This is a genomic window from Streptomyces sp. NPDC086077 (assembly GCF_040686175.1).
GTDB lineage: Bacteria > Actinomycetota > Actinomycetes > Streptomycetales > Streptomycetaceae > Streptomyces.
In genome coordinates this window covers 1-20,002 of the sequence record NZ_JBFBJT010000137.1, presented here as the reverse complement: position 1 = coordinate 20,002, position 20,002 = coordinate 1, and the positions used below count along the sequence as shown (strand labels likewise).

General features: G+C 73.8%; 14 protein-coding genes. 4 read left to right on the top strand and 10 right to left on the bottom strand.

Annotation, left to right across the window (positions count from 1 at the left end; translation table 11 throughout):
* Nucleotides 1-104 precede the first annotated feature (104 nt).
* The 3 genes from fdxA (at nt 105) to AB0O67_RS29570 (ending at nt 4,315) form a co-directional block, all read left to right on the top strand.
* Nucleotides 105-425 (top strand): ferredoxin, encoded by a 321-nt coding sequence (gene fdxA, locus AB0O67_RS29580; RefSeq protein WP_365456466.1) that lies wholly within the window; start codon nt 105-107, stop codon nt 423-425.
* 147 nt (nt 426-572) lie between these two features.
* The gene (locus AB0O67_RS29575) at nt 573-1,577 is read left to right on the top strand and encodes an AfsA-related hotdog domain-containing protein (protein WP_365456463.1); all 1,005 of its coding nucleotides are present in this window, start codon (nt 573-575) and stop codon (nt 1,575-1,577) included.
* Between the two features lie 8 nt (nt 1,578-1,585).
* A complete protein-coding gene (locus AB0O67_RS29570; protein ID WP_365456460.1) occupies nt 1,586-4,315 on the top strand; it encodes a BTAD domain-containing putative transcriptional regulator in 2,730 nt (909 codons plus the stop codon).
* Nucleotides 4,316-4,457: 142 nt separating this feature from the next.
* Here the strand turns inward: AB0O67_RS29570 and AB0O67_RS29565 are convergent, their stop codons facing one another.
* From AB0O67_RS29565 to AB0O67_RS29520, 10 genes are all read right to left on the bottom strand, one after another.
* Nucleotides 4,458-5,324: a 4'-phosphopantetheinyl transferase superfamily protein gene (locus AB0O67_RS29565; RefSeq protein ID WP_365456457.1), complete on the bottom strand. Its 867-nt coding sequence runs from the start codon at nt 5,322-5,324 to the stop codon at nt 4,458-4,460.
* Nucleotides 5,230-6,090 (bottom strand): 2-oxo acid dehydrogenase subunit E2, encoded by an 861-nt coding sequence (locus AB0O67_RS29560; protein ID WP_365456454.1) that lies wholly within the window; start codon nt 6,088-6,090, stop codon nt 5,230-5,232. Before AB0O67_RS29560 ends, AB0O67_RS29565 begins: the two co-directional genes overlap by 95 nt.
* The gene (locus AB0O67_RS29555; RefSeq protein ID WP_365456451.1) at nt 6,087-6,353 is read right to left on the bottom strand and encodes an acyl carrier protein; all 267 of its coding nucleotides are present in this window, start codon (nt 6,351-6,353) and stop codon (nt 6,087-6,089) included. Before AB0O67_RS29555 ends, AB0O67_RS29560 begins: the two co-directional genes overlap by 4 nt.
* Nucleotides 6,350-7,372, bottom strand: a complete 1,023-nt coding sequence (locus tag AB0O67_RS29550; protein ID WP_365456448.1) for a 3-oxoacyl-ACP synthase III family protein — start codon at nt 7,370-7,372, stop codon at nt 6,350-6,352. Before AB0O67_RS29550 ends, AB0O67_RS29555 begins: the two co-directional genes overlap by 4 nt.
* On the bottom strand, nt 7,369-10,434 hold the full coding sequence (locus AB0O67_RS29545; RefSeq protein WP_365456469.1) for a beta-ketoacyl synthase N-terminal-like domain-containing protein: 3,066 nt from the start codon (nt 10,432-10,434) through the stop codon (nt 7,369-7,371). Before AB0O67_RS29545 ends, AB0O67_RS29550 begins: the two co-directional genes overlap by 4 nt.
* Nucleotides 10,434-10,721: an acyl carrier protein gene (locus AB0O67_RS29540; protein WP_365456445.1), complete on the bottom strand. Its 288-nt coding sequence runs from the start codon at nt 10,719-10,721 to the stop codon at nt 10,434-10,436. The genes AB0O67_RS29545 and AB0O67_RS29540 overlap by 1 nt, the downstream gene beginning before the upstream one ends.
* A 104-nt stretch (nt 10,722-10,825) precedes the next feature.
* On the bottom strand, nt 10,826-12,616 hold the full coding sequence (locus AB0O67_RS29535; protein WP_365456442.1) for an acyl-CoA dehydrogenase family protein: 1,791 nt from the start codon (nt 12,614-12,616) through the stop codon (nt 10,826-10,828).
* Nucleotides 12,616-14,409 (bottom strand): acyl-CoA dehydrogenase family protein, encoded by a 1,794-nt coding sequence (locus tag AB0O67_RS29530; RefSeq protein WP_365456439.1) that lies wholly within the window; start codon nt 14,407-14,409, stop codon nt 12,616-12,618. The genes AB0O67_RS29535 and AB0O67_RS29530 overlap by 1 nt, the downstream gene beginning before the upstream one ends.
* Before the next feature lies 1 nt (nt 14,410).
* Complete coding sequence (locus AB0O67_RS29525; RefSeq protein ID WP_365456436.1) at nt 14,411-16,198, bottom strand: fatty acyl-AMP ligase; 1,788 nt, start codon at nt 16,196-16,198, stop codon at nt 14,411-14,413.
* 151 nt (nt 16,199-16,349) lie between these two features.
* Entirely contained in the window at nt 16,350-18,284 is a 1,935-nt protein-coding gene (locus AB0O67_RS29520; protein WP_365456433.1) for an HAD-IIIC family phosphatase, read from the bottom strand.
* A gap of 173 nt (nt 18,285-18,457) precedes the next feature.
* Here AB0O67_RS29520 and AB0O67_RS29515 point away from each other — a divergent pair, with 173 nt between their 5' ends.
* The gene (locus AB0O67_RS29515) at nt 18,458-19,717 is read left to right on the top strand and encodes an FAD-dependent oxidoreductase (RefSeq protein WP_365456430.1); all 1,260 of its coding nucleotides are present in this window, start codon (nt 18,458-18,460) and stop codon (nt 19,715-19,717) included.
* The last annotated feature ends 285 nt before the right edge of the window (nt 19,718-20,002 follow it).

Genomic DNA, 20,002 nt, shown 5'->3' with positions numbered 1-20,002 from the left:
GACGCCCAGATGACCGACCAGCTCGACACCGCCATCGAACAGAACGGCAAGGGCGACCTCGCCGCACTCCTCACCGGCGGCGACACCTGGACCGTGGAGAGTTCATGACCTACGTCATCGCCCAGCCCTGCATCGACGTCAAGGACCGGGCCTGCGTCGACGAGTGTCCCGTCGACTGCATCTACGAGGGCCCGCGCAAGCTGTACATCAATCCCGACGAGTGCGTGGACTGTGGCGCCTGCGAGCCCGTCTGCCCGGTCGAGGCGATCTTCTACGAGGACGACCTGCCCGACGAGTGGTCCGGCTACCGCACCGCCGACCGCGAGGTCTTCGCCGCTACCGGAGCGCCCGGCGGAGCGAGCGCGACGGGGCCGTTGCCCCTGGACCACCCGGTCGTCGCGGACGAACCGGTTCGAGTCGGCTGAACACCGGGGGAGGGGGCCGTCGGTGCCCAGTTCTTCAGTGCGGCTTCCCTGGTCCTTCAGCGGAGTCGGGCAACGTGCATCCCGTCAAGCGCACGTGCCCAGCCAGCATATCCGCAGAGCCGCCGGACACCGCCGCAGAGGAACCACATGGTCACCTACACCGCACCGTTCCCCGCCTTCCTCGGACCCCACCACCTGGTCCACAGGCCCACCAGCCCCGAGGCCTTTCTGCTGACGGCCGCCCCGCCGGTACGACAGTCGTTCGCCTTCTCCGGCGAACTGCCGGACAACCACCCTTTGTTCGGTGAGTCACTGTCGCAGTTCCACGATCCGCTGTTCCCTCTGGCGTCACTGCGCCAGTCCATGCTCTTCGCGGCCCTCCGGTACTTCAGGGTGCCGGCGAGCCGGCACGCCGTGGTGGCGTCGGCGAGCGCCGCGATCACCGACCTGGAGGCGTGGCGCCGCCGCGGCACGCGGGCCGGGATCGTGCTGGAACTCGCCATGACGCCCCTCGACGTCGTCGGCGGTGTGCCGCGCGGACTGGAGTGCGAGGCCGCCGTCCTCATCGACGGCGAGCGCTGCGGCACGGCCTCGTCCCGGCTGGCCTTCCTCCTCGACGGCGTTTATCGAAACCACCGCGAGAGGGGGCGCAGGCAGAGCGAGCGGTCCGCCGCCGGGTACGCCGGTCCGTCCTCCCGGGGCGTGCCGATGCCCGGGCAGGTGGGTCACCTCCACGCCGGCAACGTCCTGGTCGGGCTTCCCGAGCGGACCGGGACGGACGGCGACGCGGAGTTGTCGTTCCCCGTGGACGCCGCAGCGGCCGCCGAGCTGCGGTTCGTGGCCGACGCGCCTGACGAGGTGCCCCCGTTGCTGTTCCTTGAGGTGTCCCGGCAGCTGGGGATGCTCGCCGCCACGGAGCTGCGTGGCTTCGTGCCCTCGCACGCCGTGCTGTCGGGCTGGCAGGCCTCGTTCCGCGGCTTCGCCGAGCCCGGACTGCCGCTGCACTGCACGGTCCGGGAGGGCGTGGGCCGCACGGACGGGCGGGTGTGCCGGGACGCGGAGGGCCGGCCGGTGACAGAACTGAGCCTGTCGTTCCTGCAGGGCAGCCGGGTCGTGGCGCGGATCTCCGCGTCCGTGCTCCAGGACTGCTGAGGCGCGCGATGAGATACCGAGTACTCGGCCCCGTCCACATGACGCCTCGCACACCGTCCGCGGCCAAGCCACGCGCGGTCCTCGCCACCCTGCTCGTGCAGAGCAACACGGTGGTCTCGACCCACACCCTGATCGACGAACTGTGGGGCGCCGAACCACCGCGGACCGCCACCACCACTCTCCAGGTGTACGTGTCGCAACTGCGCAAGATCCTCCTGGAGAACACCGGCGGCGCCGCCGCGCAGCCCTTGCTGACCCAGCCGCCCGGCTACCTGATGCGGGTCGCCCCGGAGGAACTGGACCTGACGGTCTTCGAGTCGTTGCGGGCCGAGGGCCGGGCCGCGTACGGCCGGCAGGAGTACGCGGCCGCCTCCCGGGCACTGAGCCGTGCTCTCGGGCTGTGGACGGGGCCCGCGCTCTCGGGCATCCCGCACGGACCCTCCCTGGAGACCTCCGCGATCCGGCTGAACGAACTGCGCGCGGAGGTACTGGAACAGCGGATCTCCGCCGACCTGCGGCTGGGGCAGCACCAGGAGCTGGTCGGTGAGCTGATGGCGCTGGCCCACGAGCATCCGCTGCGCGAGACGCTGCGCTGTCATCTGATGGTGGCCCTCTACCGGTCCGGCCGGCAGTCCGACGCCCTTCAGGTCTACCACCAGGCGCGGCGGTCGCTCGTGGACGAACTGGGGGTGGAGCCCGGGCCGGTGCTGAGCCGGCTGCACGAGCGGATCCTCGCCTCCGACCCCTCGCTGGCCTGGCACGGCGAGCCCGAGCGCGGGCCCGCGCCCGTAGGCGGATCGGGCGACCACCGTCCGGCCGGCGGTTCCTCCGGCCGGCCCGCGGGGCCTCCGCTGTGGCTGCCGCCGACCGTGGCGGACTTCACCGGACGCGAGAACGAACTGGTCGTCGGCGCGCGGCTGTTGGCGCGGGCCCCGGCGGGACGGACCACGGTGCTGGCACTGTCGGGCCGGGCGGGCGTGGGGAAGACCACGCTGGCCGTACGACTGGCCCACGGCGCAGCGGACCGGTTCCCCGGCGGACGCGTCCTGGTGACCTTGCGGGACGCCGGCGGGCGGGCCGTCGATCCCAGGACCGCCATGGCGACCCTGCTGCGCCGGCTGCGAGGGCCGCTGGCGCAGGAATGGGGTACGGACGGCGACGCGGCACCGCTGCCGTCGTGCGAGACGGAACTCGCGGAGTTGCTGCACGCACGCACCAAGGGCCGCACGATGCTCGTCGTCCTGGACGACGCCGTCTCCGAGGCGCAGGTCCGGCCGGTGCTGGCGGCCCTGTCCGACTGCGCCGTCGTCGTCACGAGCCGTCAGGTCCTCGGCGCGCTGGAGAACGTGCGGCACCTGACCCTCGACGTCCTGTCCCGGCCCGAGGCCGAGGCCCTGTTGACGGCGTGCGGCGGCGAGCGGATGCGCGACGACCCGGAGGCGGCGGGGGAGATCGCCGGACTGTGCGGGAGGCTGCCGCTGGCCCTGCGGGTGGCGGCCGCCGGGCTCGCCGCCCGCCCGCACTGGACGGCGGCCGGGCTCGTCCGGCGGCTGCGGGACGAGCGGACCCGGCTGCACGCGCTCGCGCTGGGCGACCTCGACGTGCGCAGCACTCTGCTGACGGCCTACCACGACGTGGGCGAGGAGGCCCGGCACGCCTTCCGCGTCCTCGGGCAGGCCGCGCTGCCCGACTTCGCCCCCTGGACGGCGACCGCGCTCCTCGGCACGGACCCGGCTCGGGCCGAACGGCTCACCGAGGAGCTGGTGGCAGCCCATCTGCTGGAGGCGCGGCGGCGGCCGGGGCGACTGACCCCCGTGCGCTACGGCTTCCACACCCTGCTGCGCTCACTGGCCCTGGGCACGCTCGCCGAGGAGTGCCCGGAGGAAGGCGTCGCCGCCGTGGAACGGCTCTGCCGGGCCTTCCTGACGCTGGCCCGGCACGCGGACGCGCGGATGGCGCCGGGCCGGGACCGGCTGGCGTACGACGCCGAGCCCGTGCCCGGGGTCGTCCCCCGTCACGTGGTCGGCAGCTCCCCGCTGCGCTGGTTCCAGGAGGAGTCCGCCGGCCTGTCGGAGGCCGTGCGGCAGGCCCACGCGGCCGGGCTGTGGGGGCTGTGCAGTGCCCTCGCCTCCTCGGCGGCCGGATACTACGAGGCGAGCGCCCTGTGGGACGAGTGGCAGTCGACGCACGACCTCGCGCTGGACGCGGCCCGCGCGGCCGGTGACGTCCACGCGGAGGCCGTCGTCCTGCGGTCGCTCGGCGACCTGGCCTGGCAGCGCCACCGGACCTCATCGGCGCTCGACCGGTACCGCCTGGCCCGGGAGTTGTTCACCCGCCACGGTGACAGGGCGGGAGCGGGCCGCTGCCTGTCCGCCGAGGCGGACGTGCTGCTCGCCCTGGGCCGGGCCGACCGCGCCGGACGCGCCTATGCCCGGGCCCTGGCTGAGTGCCGGTCGGCCGGCGACGCGCGCGGCTCGGCCGAGGCGCTGCGCGGACTGGCCCTGGTGGCGCTGCGCCAGGGCGAGCAGGAGGAGGCGCTGGCCCACCTCGACGCGTGCGAGAGCGCCGCGCGCTCGGCGGGCGACGGCCGCTGGACCGAGTACGCGCGGCGCACGGCGAGTGCCCTGCGCATGGCGCTCGCGTCGGGCGAACCGGGCGCGGAGCACGCCGTCCCGCTCGAAGTACGGCCCGGCGTCTGGCTGTTCCACCCATCGGGGCCGGACCAGCGGGCCGCGTGAGGTCCGCTGCGGCTAGCCCTGCCGGGCCTCCCCTGCCCGGCCGGGGCGTCGACCCGGCCGGGCAGGCCCTCCGGGCAGGCCGGGGGCGGGGGTCGGCCACTCCGGCAGCCATCGTGCGGCACGTCGCCCGGTTTCCGCCTCGTCACCGCGCGGCGGCGGCCCGCTCCTCCTCGGCCGCTGCCGCCAGCACGGCGTCGACGATGCGGGGGTCGAGCGCGGTGGCCGCCGCGAGGTCCGTCGTGCGGCCGAAGCCGTCGTCGCCGATGGCGACGCCGATGGTGTAAGTGTCCTCGAACGTGAGGGTGTGGAAGGCCCAGGCGCCGACCGTGCCGGGGGTGCCGTCGGGAAGCAGCAGGTCGGTGGGGGCGCGGTCCGGGCTGAAGCCGAACTCGGTGAAGCCCAGCCGCAGGCCGAGACCGACGGCCTTGCTGTACGCCTCCTTCAGCGTCCACACGCGCAGCACGGCGGGGTTGCGTTCCGCGGGCGGCAGGGCCTCGATCCGCTCCACCTCGTGCGGAGTGCACATCTGGCGGCACAGCCCCGCGCCGTACAGGGGGCGGTCGCCGCGCTCGGCGTCGACGCCGATGGGGCCGTCGGTGGCGAGACCGGCCAGCAGCAGGCCGTCGGTGTGGCTGAGGCTGATGTGCAGGCCGTCGTAGCCGCGCAGGCCGGGACGGCCGGTGAGGCCGTAGCCGAGTTCGAGGGAGTGCGGCGGCACGCCCAGCGCGGCCGCCGCGGCGCACTTCAGCAGGACGCGGGAGGCGGCGAACCGGGCCCGGGCCTGCGGCTGCGTCAGCTCCTGGTACCGCTCCCAGTCGTGGCCGAGCAGGGCACGCAGCCGCGGGGCGCCCGCACGGTCCGGGCGCCAGTCGTCCTCCTGGGCGCAGACCAGCGCGGCCCCGTGCCGGTCCAGGTCAGCGCGTACCCTGCTCCAGTCCGCCGAGGAGCCGCTGATCGTGATCGGCTCCCCGAGGGTCCGGCCCGGCGTCCGGCGACGGGGTGCCCTCATCGAAGGTCTCCAGCATGTGGTGGAGATCGGTCAGCACGTCGGCCGCGGTCGCGCCGTCGATCACCCGGTGGTCGAAGGTGAGGCCCAGCCGCATCACCGGCGCGGGGACGACCACGCCGTCACGGACCACCGCACGGTCCACGACCCGGCCCATGGTGAGGGTGACGGCGGTGCCGCCGGCCGAGTGGAAGCCGTCGACGGTCCGGTGGCCGAGCGAGGACACCGACACGGTGCCGAACACGCCGGGACGCCGCTGCGGGCTGCGCAGCGCCGCGGCGAAGGCGGCCCGGCCGAGCGCCACCGGCAGCCGGCCCAGCATCCGTACGCCCTTGAACTCGGGCAGGTCCGCCGCCTGGTCGCCCCGGTAGCGGTCGATGCGTTCCTGGATCTCGCGCAGGTTGGCCGTCTCCAGGCCGGGCACGAGCGCCGAGAGCACGGTGCGCTCGCCCTCGACCTTCCGGTCCAGGGCGACCTTGGCCGTGACGCCGTCGAAGCGGACGATCCTCGGGCGCCGCAGCAGTCCGGGCCAGCCGGGGGCCAGCACGGCGTTGGCCTCCGGGTGGCGGTCGAGGACCCGTCCGGCGGTGTACAGGACATAGCTGACGACCGAGTAGCGCCTGCCATGGGCGCGGGCGGCGGCGCGGTGCGTCTGGATGCGGGTCATGTCGACGTCGGTGTCCAGGTGCACGGGCCGGTGGTCCGCCGCCCACTCCAGGAAGTAAAGGGTGTGGCGGCGGCGCCGTACGGCGGTGGCGGTGGTGCTCACCCGGTCACCGCCAGCTCGTAGATCTCCTTCAGGCTGCGGGCCTCCAGGACCTTGCCGACCGGGACCCTGCGGCCGATGGCCGGCTCCAGGGCGGTGACGAGCTTGAGCAGGTGCAGCGAGTCCCAGTCGGGGAGCTCGTCGAAGTCGGCTGCCACCTGCCCCGGGTGGAGGGGCATGCCGATCTCCTCGGTGACGAGCCGGACGTAGTCGTCGAGGGTGAAGCCGCCCGTGGCGGGAACGGGGGCGGCGCTGTCGGTGGTCATATCTTCTCCAGGGCGAAACCGGCCTTGATCCACTTGCTGGACTCCACGGCGACCGCGAGGGCCCGCTCGCCGCCGGACATCCGCTCCAGCAACTTCTCCATCTGCAAAAAGGGCAGCGCGTTCCCGTTGTTGCCGGTGTCGGCGACGCACGAGATGTCGCGCGCGGTGGGGATGTCGAGTTCCTCGGTGATACGGCGGGTCATCCGGCCGGAGAGCTGGGGCGGCAGCAGATAGTCCAGCTGGTCGGCCTCCCAGTCGAGTTCGCCCAGCAGCTCCCACAGGATCTCGACGGCCATGACGGGCACGGACTCCTCGATGGCCTTGTAGTCCTCGGCGACGGCCTGCCGGTCGTCGTGGCGGTCGGCGAGCCCGAACCACTCGATGACCTGACCGGGCCTGCGGCCCAGCCCGGTGAAGCGGTTGAGGACGTGGCGCAGGGCGACGCCCTGGCCGCGCGGCTCGTCGGTGAGGACGGCCGCCCCGGCGCCGTCGCCGAACAGCACGTAGTTGACGAGGTCGCTGGGGGCGGCGGCGGACAGGTCGCGCCCCAGGTCGAGGTGCTTGCTGCACACGTCGCCGCCGATGACCAGACCGGTGCGGTACTGGCCGGAGGCGATCATCGTCCGGGCGACGTCGAGGGCCTGGACCGCGCCGGCGCAGCCGGACTGGAGCTGGAAGGTGGGCACCTGGTCCAGGCCCAGCTGGTCGGCGACATGGTTGACGGTGGCGGGCATCAGGTGGTCGGGGGTGGCCGTGCCGAGGACGACGAACTCGATCTCGGACGGGTCGACGCCGGGGGCGGCCAGCGCCCGCTCGGCCGCCTGCGCGCACAGGTCGGCGAGCGACCAGCGCACCACACCGGTGCCGAGGTCCCGGGCGAAGTACCGCGTCCGGGTGCCGATGAAGACCTCGATCCATTCCTCGTTGATGCCGAGCACCTTGGCGAGCGTGGCGTTGTCCACCGGGTCCCCGGGCAGCGCGGTGCCCAGGGAGGCCAGGTGGGTCGTCGCAGTGGTCATGCCGTCCTCTCTCCTTGCATGAGCGCCTGGTCCTGCCTGGCGCCGCCGCGGGGCGCGGCAGCGGGCACCGTCGCGCCGAGTTCGCGCAGGTAGGCGACGAGGTCGCCGACGGAGGAGAGCCGGGGCAGCAGGTCCTGGACCGTGAGTGTGCCGATGTCGGCGAGGCGGGACTCCAGCCGGTTCTTCAGCTCCATCACCATCACGGAGTCGAAGCCCAGGTCCTCGTAGAGCCGGTCCAGCGGGCCGACTTCGGCTTCGGTGTAGCCGCCGACCAGGCCGACGGCTGCCAGGACGGCGTCCGCGACGGGGTCCGCCGGGGTGCCGGGCCGGACCGGGGCGAGCGACGGGCCGCTTCCCGGCTCGTGGGGTCCCTCGGCGGCGGACGCCGCGGGGCGCTCCTGCGGGACGGCGCCCGGCTGAGCGGACCGCCGCACCGGATTCCTCGCCCAGTAGCGGTGCTCCGTGGAGAAGGCGTACGGCGGCAGCGGGTGCGCGACGCGGTCCTCGGGTACGTACACGGCGTCCCAGGCGGGTTCCACACCGCCCCGGTACAGCTCGGCGAGCGCCTCGGCGAGGTCCCGCCCGGCGGACTCGGGGCCGCGCACCGGCAGGACGTGCGCCGGGCCGTCGCCGGCCGCCCGGCCGAGGCGGCGCACCATGCCGGAGAGCACCGGCTGCGGACCGGTTTCCACCAGGTGGGTCGGGCCCGCGGCGAGCAGCGCGCCGGCGGCGTCCGCGAACAGCACGGTGGCGCTGACGTGTTCCACCCAGTAGGCGGCGTCCATCGCCTCGCCGTCGAGCACCCGGCCGCGCACCGTCGAGTACAGCGGGATCTCGGGCACCGACCCGCCGGTCCCGTCGGCGATCTCCGCGAAGCGGGCCAGCATCGGCTCCATCAGCGGCGAGTGGAAGGCGTGCGAGACCTGGAGCCCGCGGGTGGTGACGCCCTCGGCCTCCAGCGCCGCGCCGATCCGTTCCAGGGCCGTCAGATCACCGGAGAGCACCGTGGCGGCGGGGCCGTTGACCGCGGCGACCCCCACCCGGGGCTCGGACTCGATGCGCGCCCGAAGGTCCGTGTGGGCGGCCCGCACGGCCAGCATGCCGCCGCCCGCGGGGAGTTCCTGCATCAGCGCGCCGCGTGCGGCGACCAGCCGGGCGGCGCCCTCCAGCGGCAGCGCCCGGGCCAGCACGGCTGCGGCGAACTCGCCGACGCTGTGGCCGAGGAGCATGCCGGGGCGCACGCCGAGTTCCATCAGGGTCCGGCCCAGGGCGTAGCCGACGGCGAACAGCGCGGGCTGGGTCCACCGGGTGCTGTGCACCGCCTCGTCGCCGGCGAGGGCCAGGTCGCGCACGGAGCGTCCGGTGTGCGGCAGCAGCGCGGCGTCGGCCTCGTCGAGGAAGGCCCGGTACAGCGGCGACCGCTCGTACAGCGCGGCAGTCATCCGCGGGTACTGCGAGCCCTGCCCGGTGAACAGGAACGCGGTGCGGGTCCGGCCGGCGGGCCGGGCACTGAGCCGGGTGAGCCGCTCCGGGTCCGCGGCGGCCTCGCGCAGGGTCGCGACCAGTTCCGCCGTGTCCGTGGCGGCGGCCGCGAAACGCAGGCGGTGGCCCGCCTTGACGCGGTTGCTGGACCTGGCCAGCGGGCCCAGCGGAGTACGGCGGGCCGCCGCCGACTCCGCCTGGACCAGCAGGTTGCGGCGCAGGGCCTCGGCGTTCGGTGCGGTCAGGGTGAACACGGCGGCGCCGATGCCGCCGGGTGCGGCGGCGTCGGCCGGTTCGGGGCGCGCGGCGTGCGCGGGTGCCGACTCGAGCACGGCGTGGGCGTTGGTGCCGCCCATGCCGAAGCTGCTGAGTCCGGCGACGGTCGGACCGGCGGGCAGCCGCAGCGGCGCCTTGAGCAGCCGCAGCCCGTGGTCGCGCAGTTTGAGCTGCTTGTTCTCCTTGGCGGCGAAGCGGCTGGCGGGCACCACCCGGTGGTGCAGGGACAGGGCGACCTTGATCAGCCCGGCGATGCCGGCCGCGCCCTCGGTGTGCCCGAGGTTGCCCTTGACCGAGCCGATCGCCATGGGCTTGCCGCCGCGTCCGGCGTGGTGGTGGCCGAGCGCCCTGACCTCCATCATGTCGCCGAGGGCGGTGCCGGTGCCGTGGGCCTCGGTGAAGACGACGTCGGACGGCTCGACCCCCGCCCGGCGGTAGGCGGCGGCGAGCACCGCCTGCTGGGCCCAGCGGTTGGGCGCCGTCAGCCCGTTGCTGCGGCCGTCCTGGTTGACGGAGGTGCCCCGGATGACGGCGTACACCCGCCGGCCGTCGGCGATCGCGTCGCGCAGCCTGCACAGCACCACCACGCCGACGCCCTCGCCGCGGCCGATGCCGTTCGCCTCCGCGCTGAAGGGCTTGCAGCGCCCGTCGGGGGCGGACAGCCCGGCCTGGGTGTAGAAGATCGACAGCGCCGGGGTGAGAGCCACGTTGACGCCGCCGACGAGCACCTGGTCGCACTCCTCGGACAGCAGGGCGTTCACCGCGAGGTGGGTGGCGACCAGCGAGGAGGAGCAGGCGGTGTCGACGGCGAGGCTCGGGCCCTTCAGGTCGAGATGGTAGGAGATCCGGTTGGCGGTCATGCAGTAGCCGTTGCCGGACCCGACCTGTGCGGTGACGTTGTCGTAGTCGGTGAGGTGCAGTTGCGCCCACTCGTTGCCCATGATGCCGACGAAGACCCCGGTGCGGGTGCCGGCCAGGTCACGCGGCGCGATCCCGGCGTCCTCCACCGCCCGCCACGCGGACTGCAGCAGCAGCCGCTGCTGGGGGTCCATGGCGGCGGCCTCGCGCGGCGAGGTGGTGAAGAACTCGTTGTCGAAGGCGTCCGGGTCGGCGATGAAGCCGCCCTCGGTGGTGTTGGCGCGTCCTTCCTCCCCGGCCGGCGAGTGGAACTCCGCGGCGTCCCACCGCTGCCGGGGCACCTCGCCCACCCCGTCCGCGCCGCGCATCAGCAGGTCCCAGTAGGCGCCGGTGTCAGGTGCCCCCGGGAACCGGCAGTCGATGCCGACGATGGCCACGGGCTCCATCAAGCGCCGCCGCCCTGCGCGGTGTCCGCGGCCAGCTCCTCCACGAGGTGGCCGACGAGCGCCCGCACGGTCGGGTAGTCCCACGCGATCGTCGGCTCCATCACGAGGTCGAAGTCGTCCTCGATGTCACCGCACAGGCTGAGCGCCGCGACGGAGTCGAGGCCGTACTCCGCGAGGGGCACGTCCGGGTCGATGTCGGCGGGCTCGCGCTTCAGGTAGAGGGCGATGCGCTCGGCCAGCCACGTGGTCAGGGACTCGGTGCTGTGTCCGGCGGTCGGAACGGTCATGGTGCACTCCTCGGCGGGGATGAGCGGTTGTCGCGTGCTGGGGTCGAGTCGTCCGGCGGTCGGCGCGCGGCGGCCGGAGCCGGTGGGCGCACGGCCGGTGCGCGTCAGCCGGTGAGCGGGGTGTCGTACAGGTCGTAGCCGGTGCGCGCGTGGAACCTGCGCAGTACCTCCTCGTGCATCCGGGCGCCGACGGACGCCGGGAGCGCGGCGGGTCGCCGGCCGAGCCGCCGGACGAGCCGGTGCAACGCGGCGGCGAGCCAGGCGGGGTCGGCGAGGAACGCGTCACCGCGGTCGCGCGACGCCCGCTGCCGGACCCCGATCGCCGCCGCGGCGGCGAGCAGGACGGCGTACCGGTCGGCCAGGGCGAAGGCGGCCGGGCCGGCGAGTGCCGTGCGGTCCTCCGGTGTGAGCGCTCGGCACGCCTCCTGGACCTGCCGCAGCTCGTCCACCAGGTGTCCCACGAGTTCCCCTACGGACCGCTCCTCGGGGGCCGCGCCGGCCGGTTCGTCCCGTGCGGCGACCAGGGTCGCGGTGAGCTGGTCGCGTCCGCCGGCCAGCGTGAGCCGGTCGAACGGCAGGTCCGGCAGCTCGGCGCGCGGCGCGAAGAGGTCGGCCGGGGCCGGGTCGTCGCGGAACCAGGACCGCCGGGCGAGCCGGGAGAGCTGCGGGATGATCGTCGCCTGGCAGGCCGCGGAGCCGGCGTGGCCGAGGCTGAGCACCGGCAGGTCGCGCAGGTGCTTCTGGAAGATGCCGTGCTCGCCCTCACGGAGGTAGAAGCGGGCCCCGAGCACCACGGACAGGTCGTGCATGACCTCGGTGAGCAGCTTCGGCACCAGGTACTTGATGGCGGCGGCGAGGACGCCGGTCTGCTCGGGCAGCAGGTGCACCGCCCGGGTCGCGGCCAGGGACAGGCTGTCGCAGACCAGCAGGTCGGTGAAGGCCTCGGACAGGGTGGCCCTGGCGTGCGGGATGTCCATGACGGACGTCCGGTAGAGCCGTCGGCCCAGCGCGAAGCGCACCACGGTCCGCAGGGCGGTGTCGGCCGTCCCGACGGCCATGCCGGGGAGCGCCGCCCTGGTGACCTGGAAGGCGCGCAGCGCGGTCTCGACGCCGCTGCCCGGCTCGCCGACGAGGGCGGATGCGGGCACGGGCGTGTCGTCGAACCGCAGTCCGGACAGGTGGCAGCCGCGCACCCCGACGGCGTCGTAGCGGGGCAGCACCCGCCAGGTGTCCGCGTCGAGCCCGTCGCGCTCGACGAGGAGCACGGAGTGGCTGCGGCTGCCCGGCGCAGGGCTCGTACGGCCGAACAGCACCCAGGCCTCGGCGCGGTCGGCGTTGTTGATGACCTGCTTGGAGCCGTTCAGCAGATGGCCGCCGTCCGCCGTCGGGCGGGCCTCGAACTCGTTGCGCAGGAAGTCGTTGCCGTGGGCGAGTTCGTGGTAGGCGACCGACACCTTGCCGCCCGGGGTCAGGATCCGCGCGAGGCGGGCGCGCTGCGCGGCGTCCCCCGAGGTCCAGACGTTCACCCCGGCCATGAAGGAGGTCACGCCGTAGCCGAGGCCGAGGGCGACGTCGCGGCGGAACACCTGCCGCATGACCCGTACCAGCGTGTCGAGCCGCTCCAGCCGGCCGCCCTCGGTGTGCGGCACGAAGTCGGCGCCGAGGCCCAGTTCGTCGAGCACGCGCTCGCCGTCCGCGGGCAGGACACCGGCCTCGTCCGCCTCGACCAGCCGGGCGTAGGACAGTGTGTTGGCGCCGTCGGTGGGGTCGCCCAGCCGCCGGTCCAGTTCGGCGACGCGTGCCGCGGCCCGCGCCTCCTGTCCCGTCGGCCCGAGGGCGTCCCGGGCCGGGGCGGCGGCCGGGTGGGCGTCCTGTGGCCCGGTGCGGGGCGGCATCACGTCGTCTCCCTCTCGCCGGCGGCCGCGTCGCGACTCGCGGGCCGCCGCTCGGGGCCCCGCTGCGCCAGCAGCGAGAACAGCCGGCCCGAGGAGCGGGCCGCGCGCAGGGCGCCGAGCAGTTCGTCATGGGTCTCGCGGCCGGCCGCGGCCGGTTCTCCGAGGCGGACCAGCAACCGGTGCAGGGCGGTGTGCAGCCACAGGCCGTCGCGCCACAGCGGCCCGGTCGCCGCGTCGTCGCGGAAGTGGCCGGCGCTGCGCGTCCACAGACCGAGGCAGGCCGCCCCCGCCCAGCACAGGGTGTAGCGGCGCGCGACCTCGAAGGCGGCGGGCGGCACCTCGGTGAGAACGCCCTGGTACTCCTCCATCTCCGTGTGCACGGCGGTGGTCACGGCGAGCAGCCTGCGCGCCGCCTCGGCCACCGGGCCGAGCGCGGGGTTCCGCTCGGCGCGCCGGGTGACGTCCTCGACGGAGGCGGCGAGCCCGGCCATGAGTCCGCTGCCGTGCCGCGCGACGAGCGACAGCTTCGAGGGGTCGAGGGGCGGCAGCGGTGCGGCGAGGTCGCAGGCGGTGCCGGCGCCCGCGGTGTCGCCGGTGCCCCGCCGGAAGCCGCGCACCAGGGAGCGGAACTGGTTCACCAGGGAGTTGAGGTTGACCAGGGTGTTGCCGTCGAAGAGGCCGACGATGCGGTGGTCGCGCTGCAGTTTCTGGAAACGGCCGTCGGCGTGGACGCCCTTGAGGAAGGCGCGGGCACCGAGCAACCCGGTCAGGTCGGCGAGGACCTCGTCGGTACCGGTGGGCAGCAGGTACTTGGTGACGGCGGAGACGACGCCGAGTTCCGAGGTCTGGGCCTGCACGGCGCGGGCGGCGACCAGGGCGACCGCCTCGTGCAGCAGGACGTCGGCGGCGGCGCCCGTCAGTACCTGCCGGGCCTGCGGGAGATCGACCAGGCGCCGCCCGTACAGCTCGCGCTGCTCGGCGAAGTCCAGGCCCAGCCGCAGCCCGTGGTCGCCGGCGCCGAGCGACAGCGCCGCGCACATGGTGCGGGTGAGCTGGAGCGCCTTCAGCACGATCTCCAGGCCGGCGCCCTCCGCCCCCACGAGGGCGCCGCGCGGCACCCGGGCGCCGTCGAAGGCGATCCCGGAGATGTCGGCGCCCCGGATGCCGTGGGTGCGGACCTTCGGCAGGTGACGGTAGGTGTCCTCGTCGAGTTCACGCTTGTCCACCAGCAGGACGCTGAAGCCGCGGGGACCCCCGTCCGGGCGGGTGCGGGTCAGCAGCGACAGCACCGAGCCCCGGGTGGCGTTGTTGATCAGCCACTTCTCGCCGCTGACCAGCCAGTGGTCCGCGTCCGACGGGTCGACGTCGACGTGGACGTCACCGGCGAGCAGGTCGCTGCCGTGGGCGCGTTCGGTGAGCCCGAGGGAGACCGGGACCCCGGCCATGATGTCGGCGCCGAGCCTGGCGCCCTGCTCCGCCGAGCCCGCCACCCACACGCAGACCCCGCCGAGGTAGGTCTTGCCGTGGCCGACGGCGCAGGTCAGGTCGCGGCGGGCGACGGCGCGGACGAGCTGGAGCACGTGCTCGTAGTCGTGCAGCCTGCCGCCGTGCTCCACCGGTACGTAGTGTTCGGGCAGGCCCCACTCCTCGAAGCGGCGGCAGATGTCGGCCGGGAACTCCTCCTTGTCGTCGAGTTCCGCGCAGCGCGCGTAGGAGAAGACCTCGCCGGGGTCGTCGGGATCACCGAGGAATCGGTCGAACTCCTCCGCGAGCCGGTAGGGCGGATGTTCCACGTCAGACCACCGGTTCCGGCGACAGGTCGCCTTCGGCGGAGCCGACCAGTTCCCGGACGGCCGGCTCCAGCACCTCGTGCAGCGCGGTGATGCGGCCCTCCAGGAACAGCTTGCGCATCAGGCTCCGCTGGATCTTGCCGCTGGTGGTCCTGCGCACCGTCCCGGGGCGCACCAGCAGGATGTTGCCGGCGGGGATGTTGAACTCCTCGCCCAGGTAGCGCTGGACGGAGGAGGCGAGGGTGTGCAGGTCGGTGGAGACGCTCCCGGGGCGCACCTCCTGGACGGCCACCAGGTGCTCACGGTCGGACTCGACGGCGAAGACGGCGCCCGCGCCGTTGCCGAAGGCCTGGTCCCTGGACTGGATGGCGCGTTCGACGTCCTGCGGGTAGAGGTTGCGGCCCGCGAGGATGACCAGCTCCTTGAGCCGGCCGGTGACGTAGAGCTGCCCGTCGTGGAGTACGCCCATGTCGCCGGTTCGCAGCCAGCCGCCGGCGTCGTGTCCGCCCGCGCCGTCGGAGATGGCCGCGTCGAAGACCTCCTTGTTCGTCTCCGGCCGCTTCCAGTAGCCGGACGAGACGCTGTCACCCTTGAGCCAGATCTCGCCGACGTGTCCTTCCGGCTTCTCGACCTGGGTGTCCGGGGCGACGACGCGGACACCGAAGTCCCGCGCGACACCGCTGCTGACGAGCGAACGGGTGGGCTGGTCCGGTCGCGGGACGGCCAGTTCGCCGCGCTCCAGGGCCTCGGCGTCGATGTCGAGCACGCGGGCGGCGGCGCCCCGCGGGATGCCGGAGACGAGGAGGGTCGTCTCGGCCATGCCGTAGCAGGGGAAGAAGGCCTCGGGGCGGAATCCCGCGGGCGCGAAGCGCTCGGTGAAGGCCTTGACCGTCTCCGCCCTGATCGGTTCCGCGCCGTTGCAGGCGGTCGTCCAGGAGGACAGGTCGAGTGTCTCCAGCTGCGCGTCGGTGACCCTGCGCACGCACAGGTCGTAGGCGAAGTTCGGGCCGCCGCCCGTGGTGATGCCGTAGTCGCCGATCATCTTCAACCAGCGCACGGGGCGCTTGAGGAACGTGAACGGCGCCATCAGGACGCTGGGAACGCCGAGGTAGAGCGGGTGGAGGATGTGCCCGATCAGGCCCATGTCGTGGTAGAAGGGCAGCCAGCCGCCGACCACGGACTCCGGGCCGGTGCCGATCGACCGCTGGATCGCTGCCTCGTTGGCCAGCAGGTTGCGGTGGGAGACGACGACGCCCTTGGGGTCACTTGTCGACCCCGAGGTGTACTGGAGGAAGGCCAGGCTGTCCGGGGTGAGGGAGGGCGCGTGCCAGGCGTCCGCGTCGCCCTGGTCCGGAGCGTCAGTGGCCAGGCACGGCACGTCGGTGAAGCCCTCCGCGGTCAGCCAGGCGGAGATCTCGGGGGCGTTGGCCGAGTCGGTCAGCACGGCGCACGCCTCGGCGTCGCGCAGGATGCCGGTGACCCGGGAGAACTGCCGGCCCTGTTCCGTGGGCAGCGGGGCGGGAACGGCCACGGCACCGGCGTACAGGCAGGCGGTGAACGCCTTGATGAAGTCCAGGCCCGCCGGGTAGAGCAGGAGTACCTGGCGGTTCGCGGCCCCGCGCTCCTGGAGCCAGGACGCGATCCGGCGCGCCTCCTGGTCGAGCCCGGCCGCGGTGAGGTGCCGGGGCACCGAGCCGCGGGCGTCGTCGGGCACGAAGATGTAGGCATCCGCGGCACCACGGGCTTCGGCGCGTTCCAGAACCAGTTCCGTGAAGGTTCGGAAGTTCGTCAACGTCTTTCTCCGACCTCTGCGAGACCCGTCGGCGTGGCGCCGGCACGGGGTGCTCTGACTTGTCGATCGTCGTCCGGGGCGCTAAGGAGACGCTTGTGCGTTCCGGGTCCCCGGTGGTGCGGGCCGCTGGTGAGCGTGGGCCGGACCCAGGTCATTCCGCGCCGTCGCGGAAGTCCGCCCGAAGGCTCACGTGCTCGGGCACGTCAGGCAGTCGGTTCAGCGAGTGCCTGAACTCCACGGCGCCGTCAGCCGGTTCGGCGGCCGGTTCGAAGCCGAGCGACGGATAGAAGTCGCGCACCTTGTGGTTCTTGGCGGTGGGCCGGTAGCAGGCGCGCACCTCGGTCGCTCCCGAGTCGACGGCGTGCCGCAGCAGTGCGGCGACGGTGGCCTGCTCGATGCCCCGGGCGAAGACCCGGCAGCTGAGCAGCACGTTGTCGATGCGCAGGGCCGCGTCCTCCCGGTGCGCGAACACGGCGCCGACGACCCCGTTGTCGCCGAAGCGGTCGCGGGAGCGCACCGCCAGTACCAGGTGGTCCGGTGAGTCGAGCCGTGCGCGGACGTCGGCCGGCTGGAGGCGGCGGGTGGTGAGGTTGAACTGGTTGGTGCGCAGGGTGATCTGCGCGACCCGGCCCACCTCGTGGTCGCGCACGGCGCTGACCTCCACGGTGACGCCGAGAGCGAGCAGATACTCCTGCATCGAACCGGTCGCCTGCCGCAGGTCCCGCCGCTCCGCCTCCTGGCGGTACTGCGTGCCGCGCTCCCGGTCCGCGCTGGTCAGTTCCCGCACGTCGAACCAGCCGTCGGCGAGCAGCCGGCCGATGTGCAGCGCCGGTTCCTCGTCGAGTGCGATCACCGCGGTCTCCGGTAGCGAGGAGGCGACCAGGCCGCGTTCGAAAGGCGAGTCGTCGACGAAGACGAGGCTGTCGGTGCCGAGGTTGAGCGCGGCGGCGATGTCCCGGATGTTGCCGTCCTTGGGTTCCCAGTCGGCGCTGACCCGGACGAAGTCGCTCTCGCGCAGGATCATGTCCGGGTGGTCGCGGAGCACCTCCAGCACCGGGCCGAGGTCGTTCTTGCTGCACACCGCGAGCAGGACGCCCTGGCTGCCGATCTGTTTCACCACCCGCTGGAACCGGCCGAAGGCCTCGCCCCGGTAGGTGGTGGCGGCGGCGATGCCGTCGGCTCCGTCGTCCCCGAGGACGCCGTCCCAGAGAGTGTTGTCGAGGTCCACGACGAGCACCTTCTTGGTCCTGCCGCGCAGGGTGCGCAGCAGGTGACCCGCCTGACGCGCGTACCGGGCGAGGACCTCTTCGCCGAGGTGCACCCCCGCGTAGGCGGCGAGCCGCGGATCGCGGAGCGGTCCGCCCTCGGCGATCAGCGGATCGAGGTCGACGACGTGCACCCGGGGGTGCGCGGCGGCGAGCCGCAGCAGGCCGGTGTTGAACTCCCGCCAGGTGATGGACAGCTCGGTCCGGGAGCGGTGGTCGACGAGCTGCTGGAGGTGCTGCGGCAGCAGCGGCAGGGTGTTGAGGACGAGTGTGCCGGTGCCGTCCTCGTCGTAGCGGGCGGCGAGCGAGGCGAGGAGTTCGAGCTTGCCGGCGGCGGTGCGGGCGACGTCCTCCACCGTCCAGGGCAGCGGCAGTTCGTCGAAGACGATCTGCGCGTCGAGCAGGCAGAGGGCGAGTTCCGTGCCGGGGGCGTACAGGCGGCTCCCGGTGTCCTGCAGGTCGCGTACCCACGCGTCGTGCTCGCCGATGCCCGCCCGCAACGGGATTCCGTGACGGGCGAGTTCCGCAGTGAGCGGTGCGGTCAGCGCGTCGAGGGTGCCGTGCCCGGTGACGGCGACGGTGGCGGGTACGACGCCGGGGTGCCGCTCCGTGATGTCCTCGACGGCGACCTTGGCGAGCAGCCGGCCCGCGCGGGACAGCTGGGAGGTCCCGTCGTCCCGCTGGGCGAGTTCGGCCATGAGTCCGGGCACCGCCGGGTACTCGGCGGCGAGCCGCTGCTCGTCGTACAGAGCGCGCAGCTGGTCGAGGGGGCCGGCCGGCCCGGTGCGCTCCGGGTCGGACGTCGTCACTGCTGTACTCACGGTCGGGTTTCGCCTCTCTGCCGGGCGGACGTGCACCGGGAGCTTGCGCCCCGGCTCTAAAGACGGGCTTGCGCCCGCCGGTGACACCCCGGCGCACGGGCCGTCCGCAAGAGCTGCTTTAGGCCCGCTGCGGACGATGGGAGGACGACTCCTTCTGAAAGGCAGCGCTGACGATGACAACTGAGCTGACCGCGGAAGTGTGTGTGGTGGGAGGAGGACCGGCGGGACTCACGCTGGCCGTGGAACTCGCCAGGCGCTCGGTCTCCGTCGTGGTCCTGGAACAGAGCGGTCACTTCAACCGGTCGTTCCGGGGCGAGTCGGTCTCCCCCGACTCGGTGTGGCTGCTCGACCGGCTGGGCGTTCTGAACCGGCTGGACGGCGCCTACCGGCAGATGCACCGGATGGAGATCGTCGACTCCGGCAGTACCGTGCTGCGCGCCGACTTCCGCCGTTTCCCCTACCCGCACCCCTACCCGGTGGAGCTGGCCCAGCCGGCGCTGCTGTCGGCCCTCGCGGACCTCGGGCAGGAGGAGCATCCGGACCACTTCACCCTGGTGCGCCGGGCGACGGCCAACCGGCTGCTGCGCGCCGACGGCGAGAACGGTCCGGTCACGGGTGTGGTCGCCCGCACGCCGGAGGGCGAGGTCACCGTGCGCGCGGCGCTCACGGTGGCGGCCGACGGCCGGTTCAGCAAGGTCCGTGAGATGTCCGGCCTGCCGTACACGAAGCTGCCGCTTGAACGGGACGTGGTGTGGCTGAAGCTGCCGTTCCCGGCCGACTGGGACGACCGTACGTACCGCATCCGCATCCGCGGCGACCAGCACGGGCTGTTCATCCCGACTCACCCGGACAGCGTGCGCGTCGGTTTCAACATCCCCAAGGGCGGGCTGAAGGAGCTGCGTTCCCTGGGGCTGCCCGCGCTCTACGAGCGGCTGGACGGGCTCGCCCCCGAGCTGGCCGAGGCGGTACGGACCGAGATCCGCTCCTGGTCCGACACCTCGATGCTGGACATCTTCACCACGTTGGTGCCGAGCTGGTCCATGCCGGGTCTGGTCCTGACCGGCGACGCCGCGCACACCCTGACGCCGATCCTCGGGCAGGGCGTCAACCACGCGATCATCGACGCGGTGACGCTGGCGCCGCTGGTCCACGACGCGTTCGACGGGGGCGGGAGCGAGGCGGCGCTGCTGCGGGCGTGCCAGGAGTTCCAGCGGACGCGGGAGGAGTCCGTCGCCCGCTCGCGAAGGCTGCAGCTGAGGCAGGAACGGCTGTTCTCCCTGCACGGCGCCGGCGGTGTCGCCCGCCGCTCGCTGTACCGGGTGGTGGACCGCAGCCAGAAGCTGAAGCAGCGGGTGCTGGCGGGCGCGTACTTCCAGTTGCAGACACCCGGCCCGCACGTCGTGGCGGCGCAGTCGACCGCCACGCTGGTCTGACCGGCACGTCGGCCGTCCGGCGGTGCGCGCCGACGGGAACGGTCCGGGAACCCGCAGGGGGAGCACAAGGCCGCGGCCGCACGAGCGAGTGCGAGCCGCGGCCTTCGTCCTGCGCGGAGTCGCCGCCCGAGCGGCGTGTCATCAGGTGCGGGCCGGCTCCCGCGCGGGCCCGGGCCGGGCACCGTCGTACCGGAACCGAGTGGGGTGAAGGCCGGGTGGGCCAGAGCCGCCGGGCCGGCCCGGCGGCTCGGGCCGGGAATGCCGCCGCCCCGGTCGCCCCTGGTA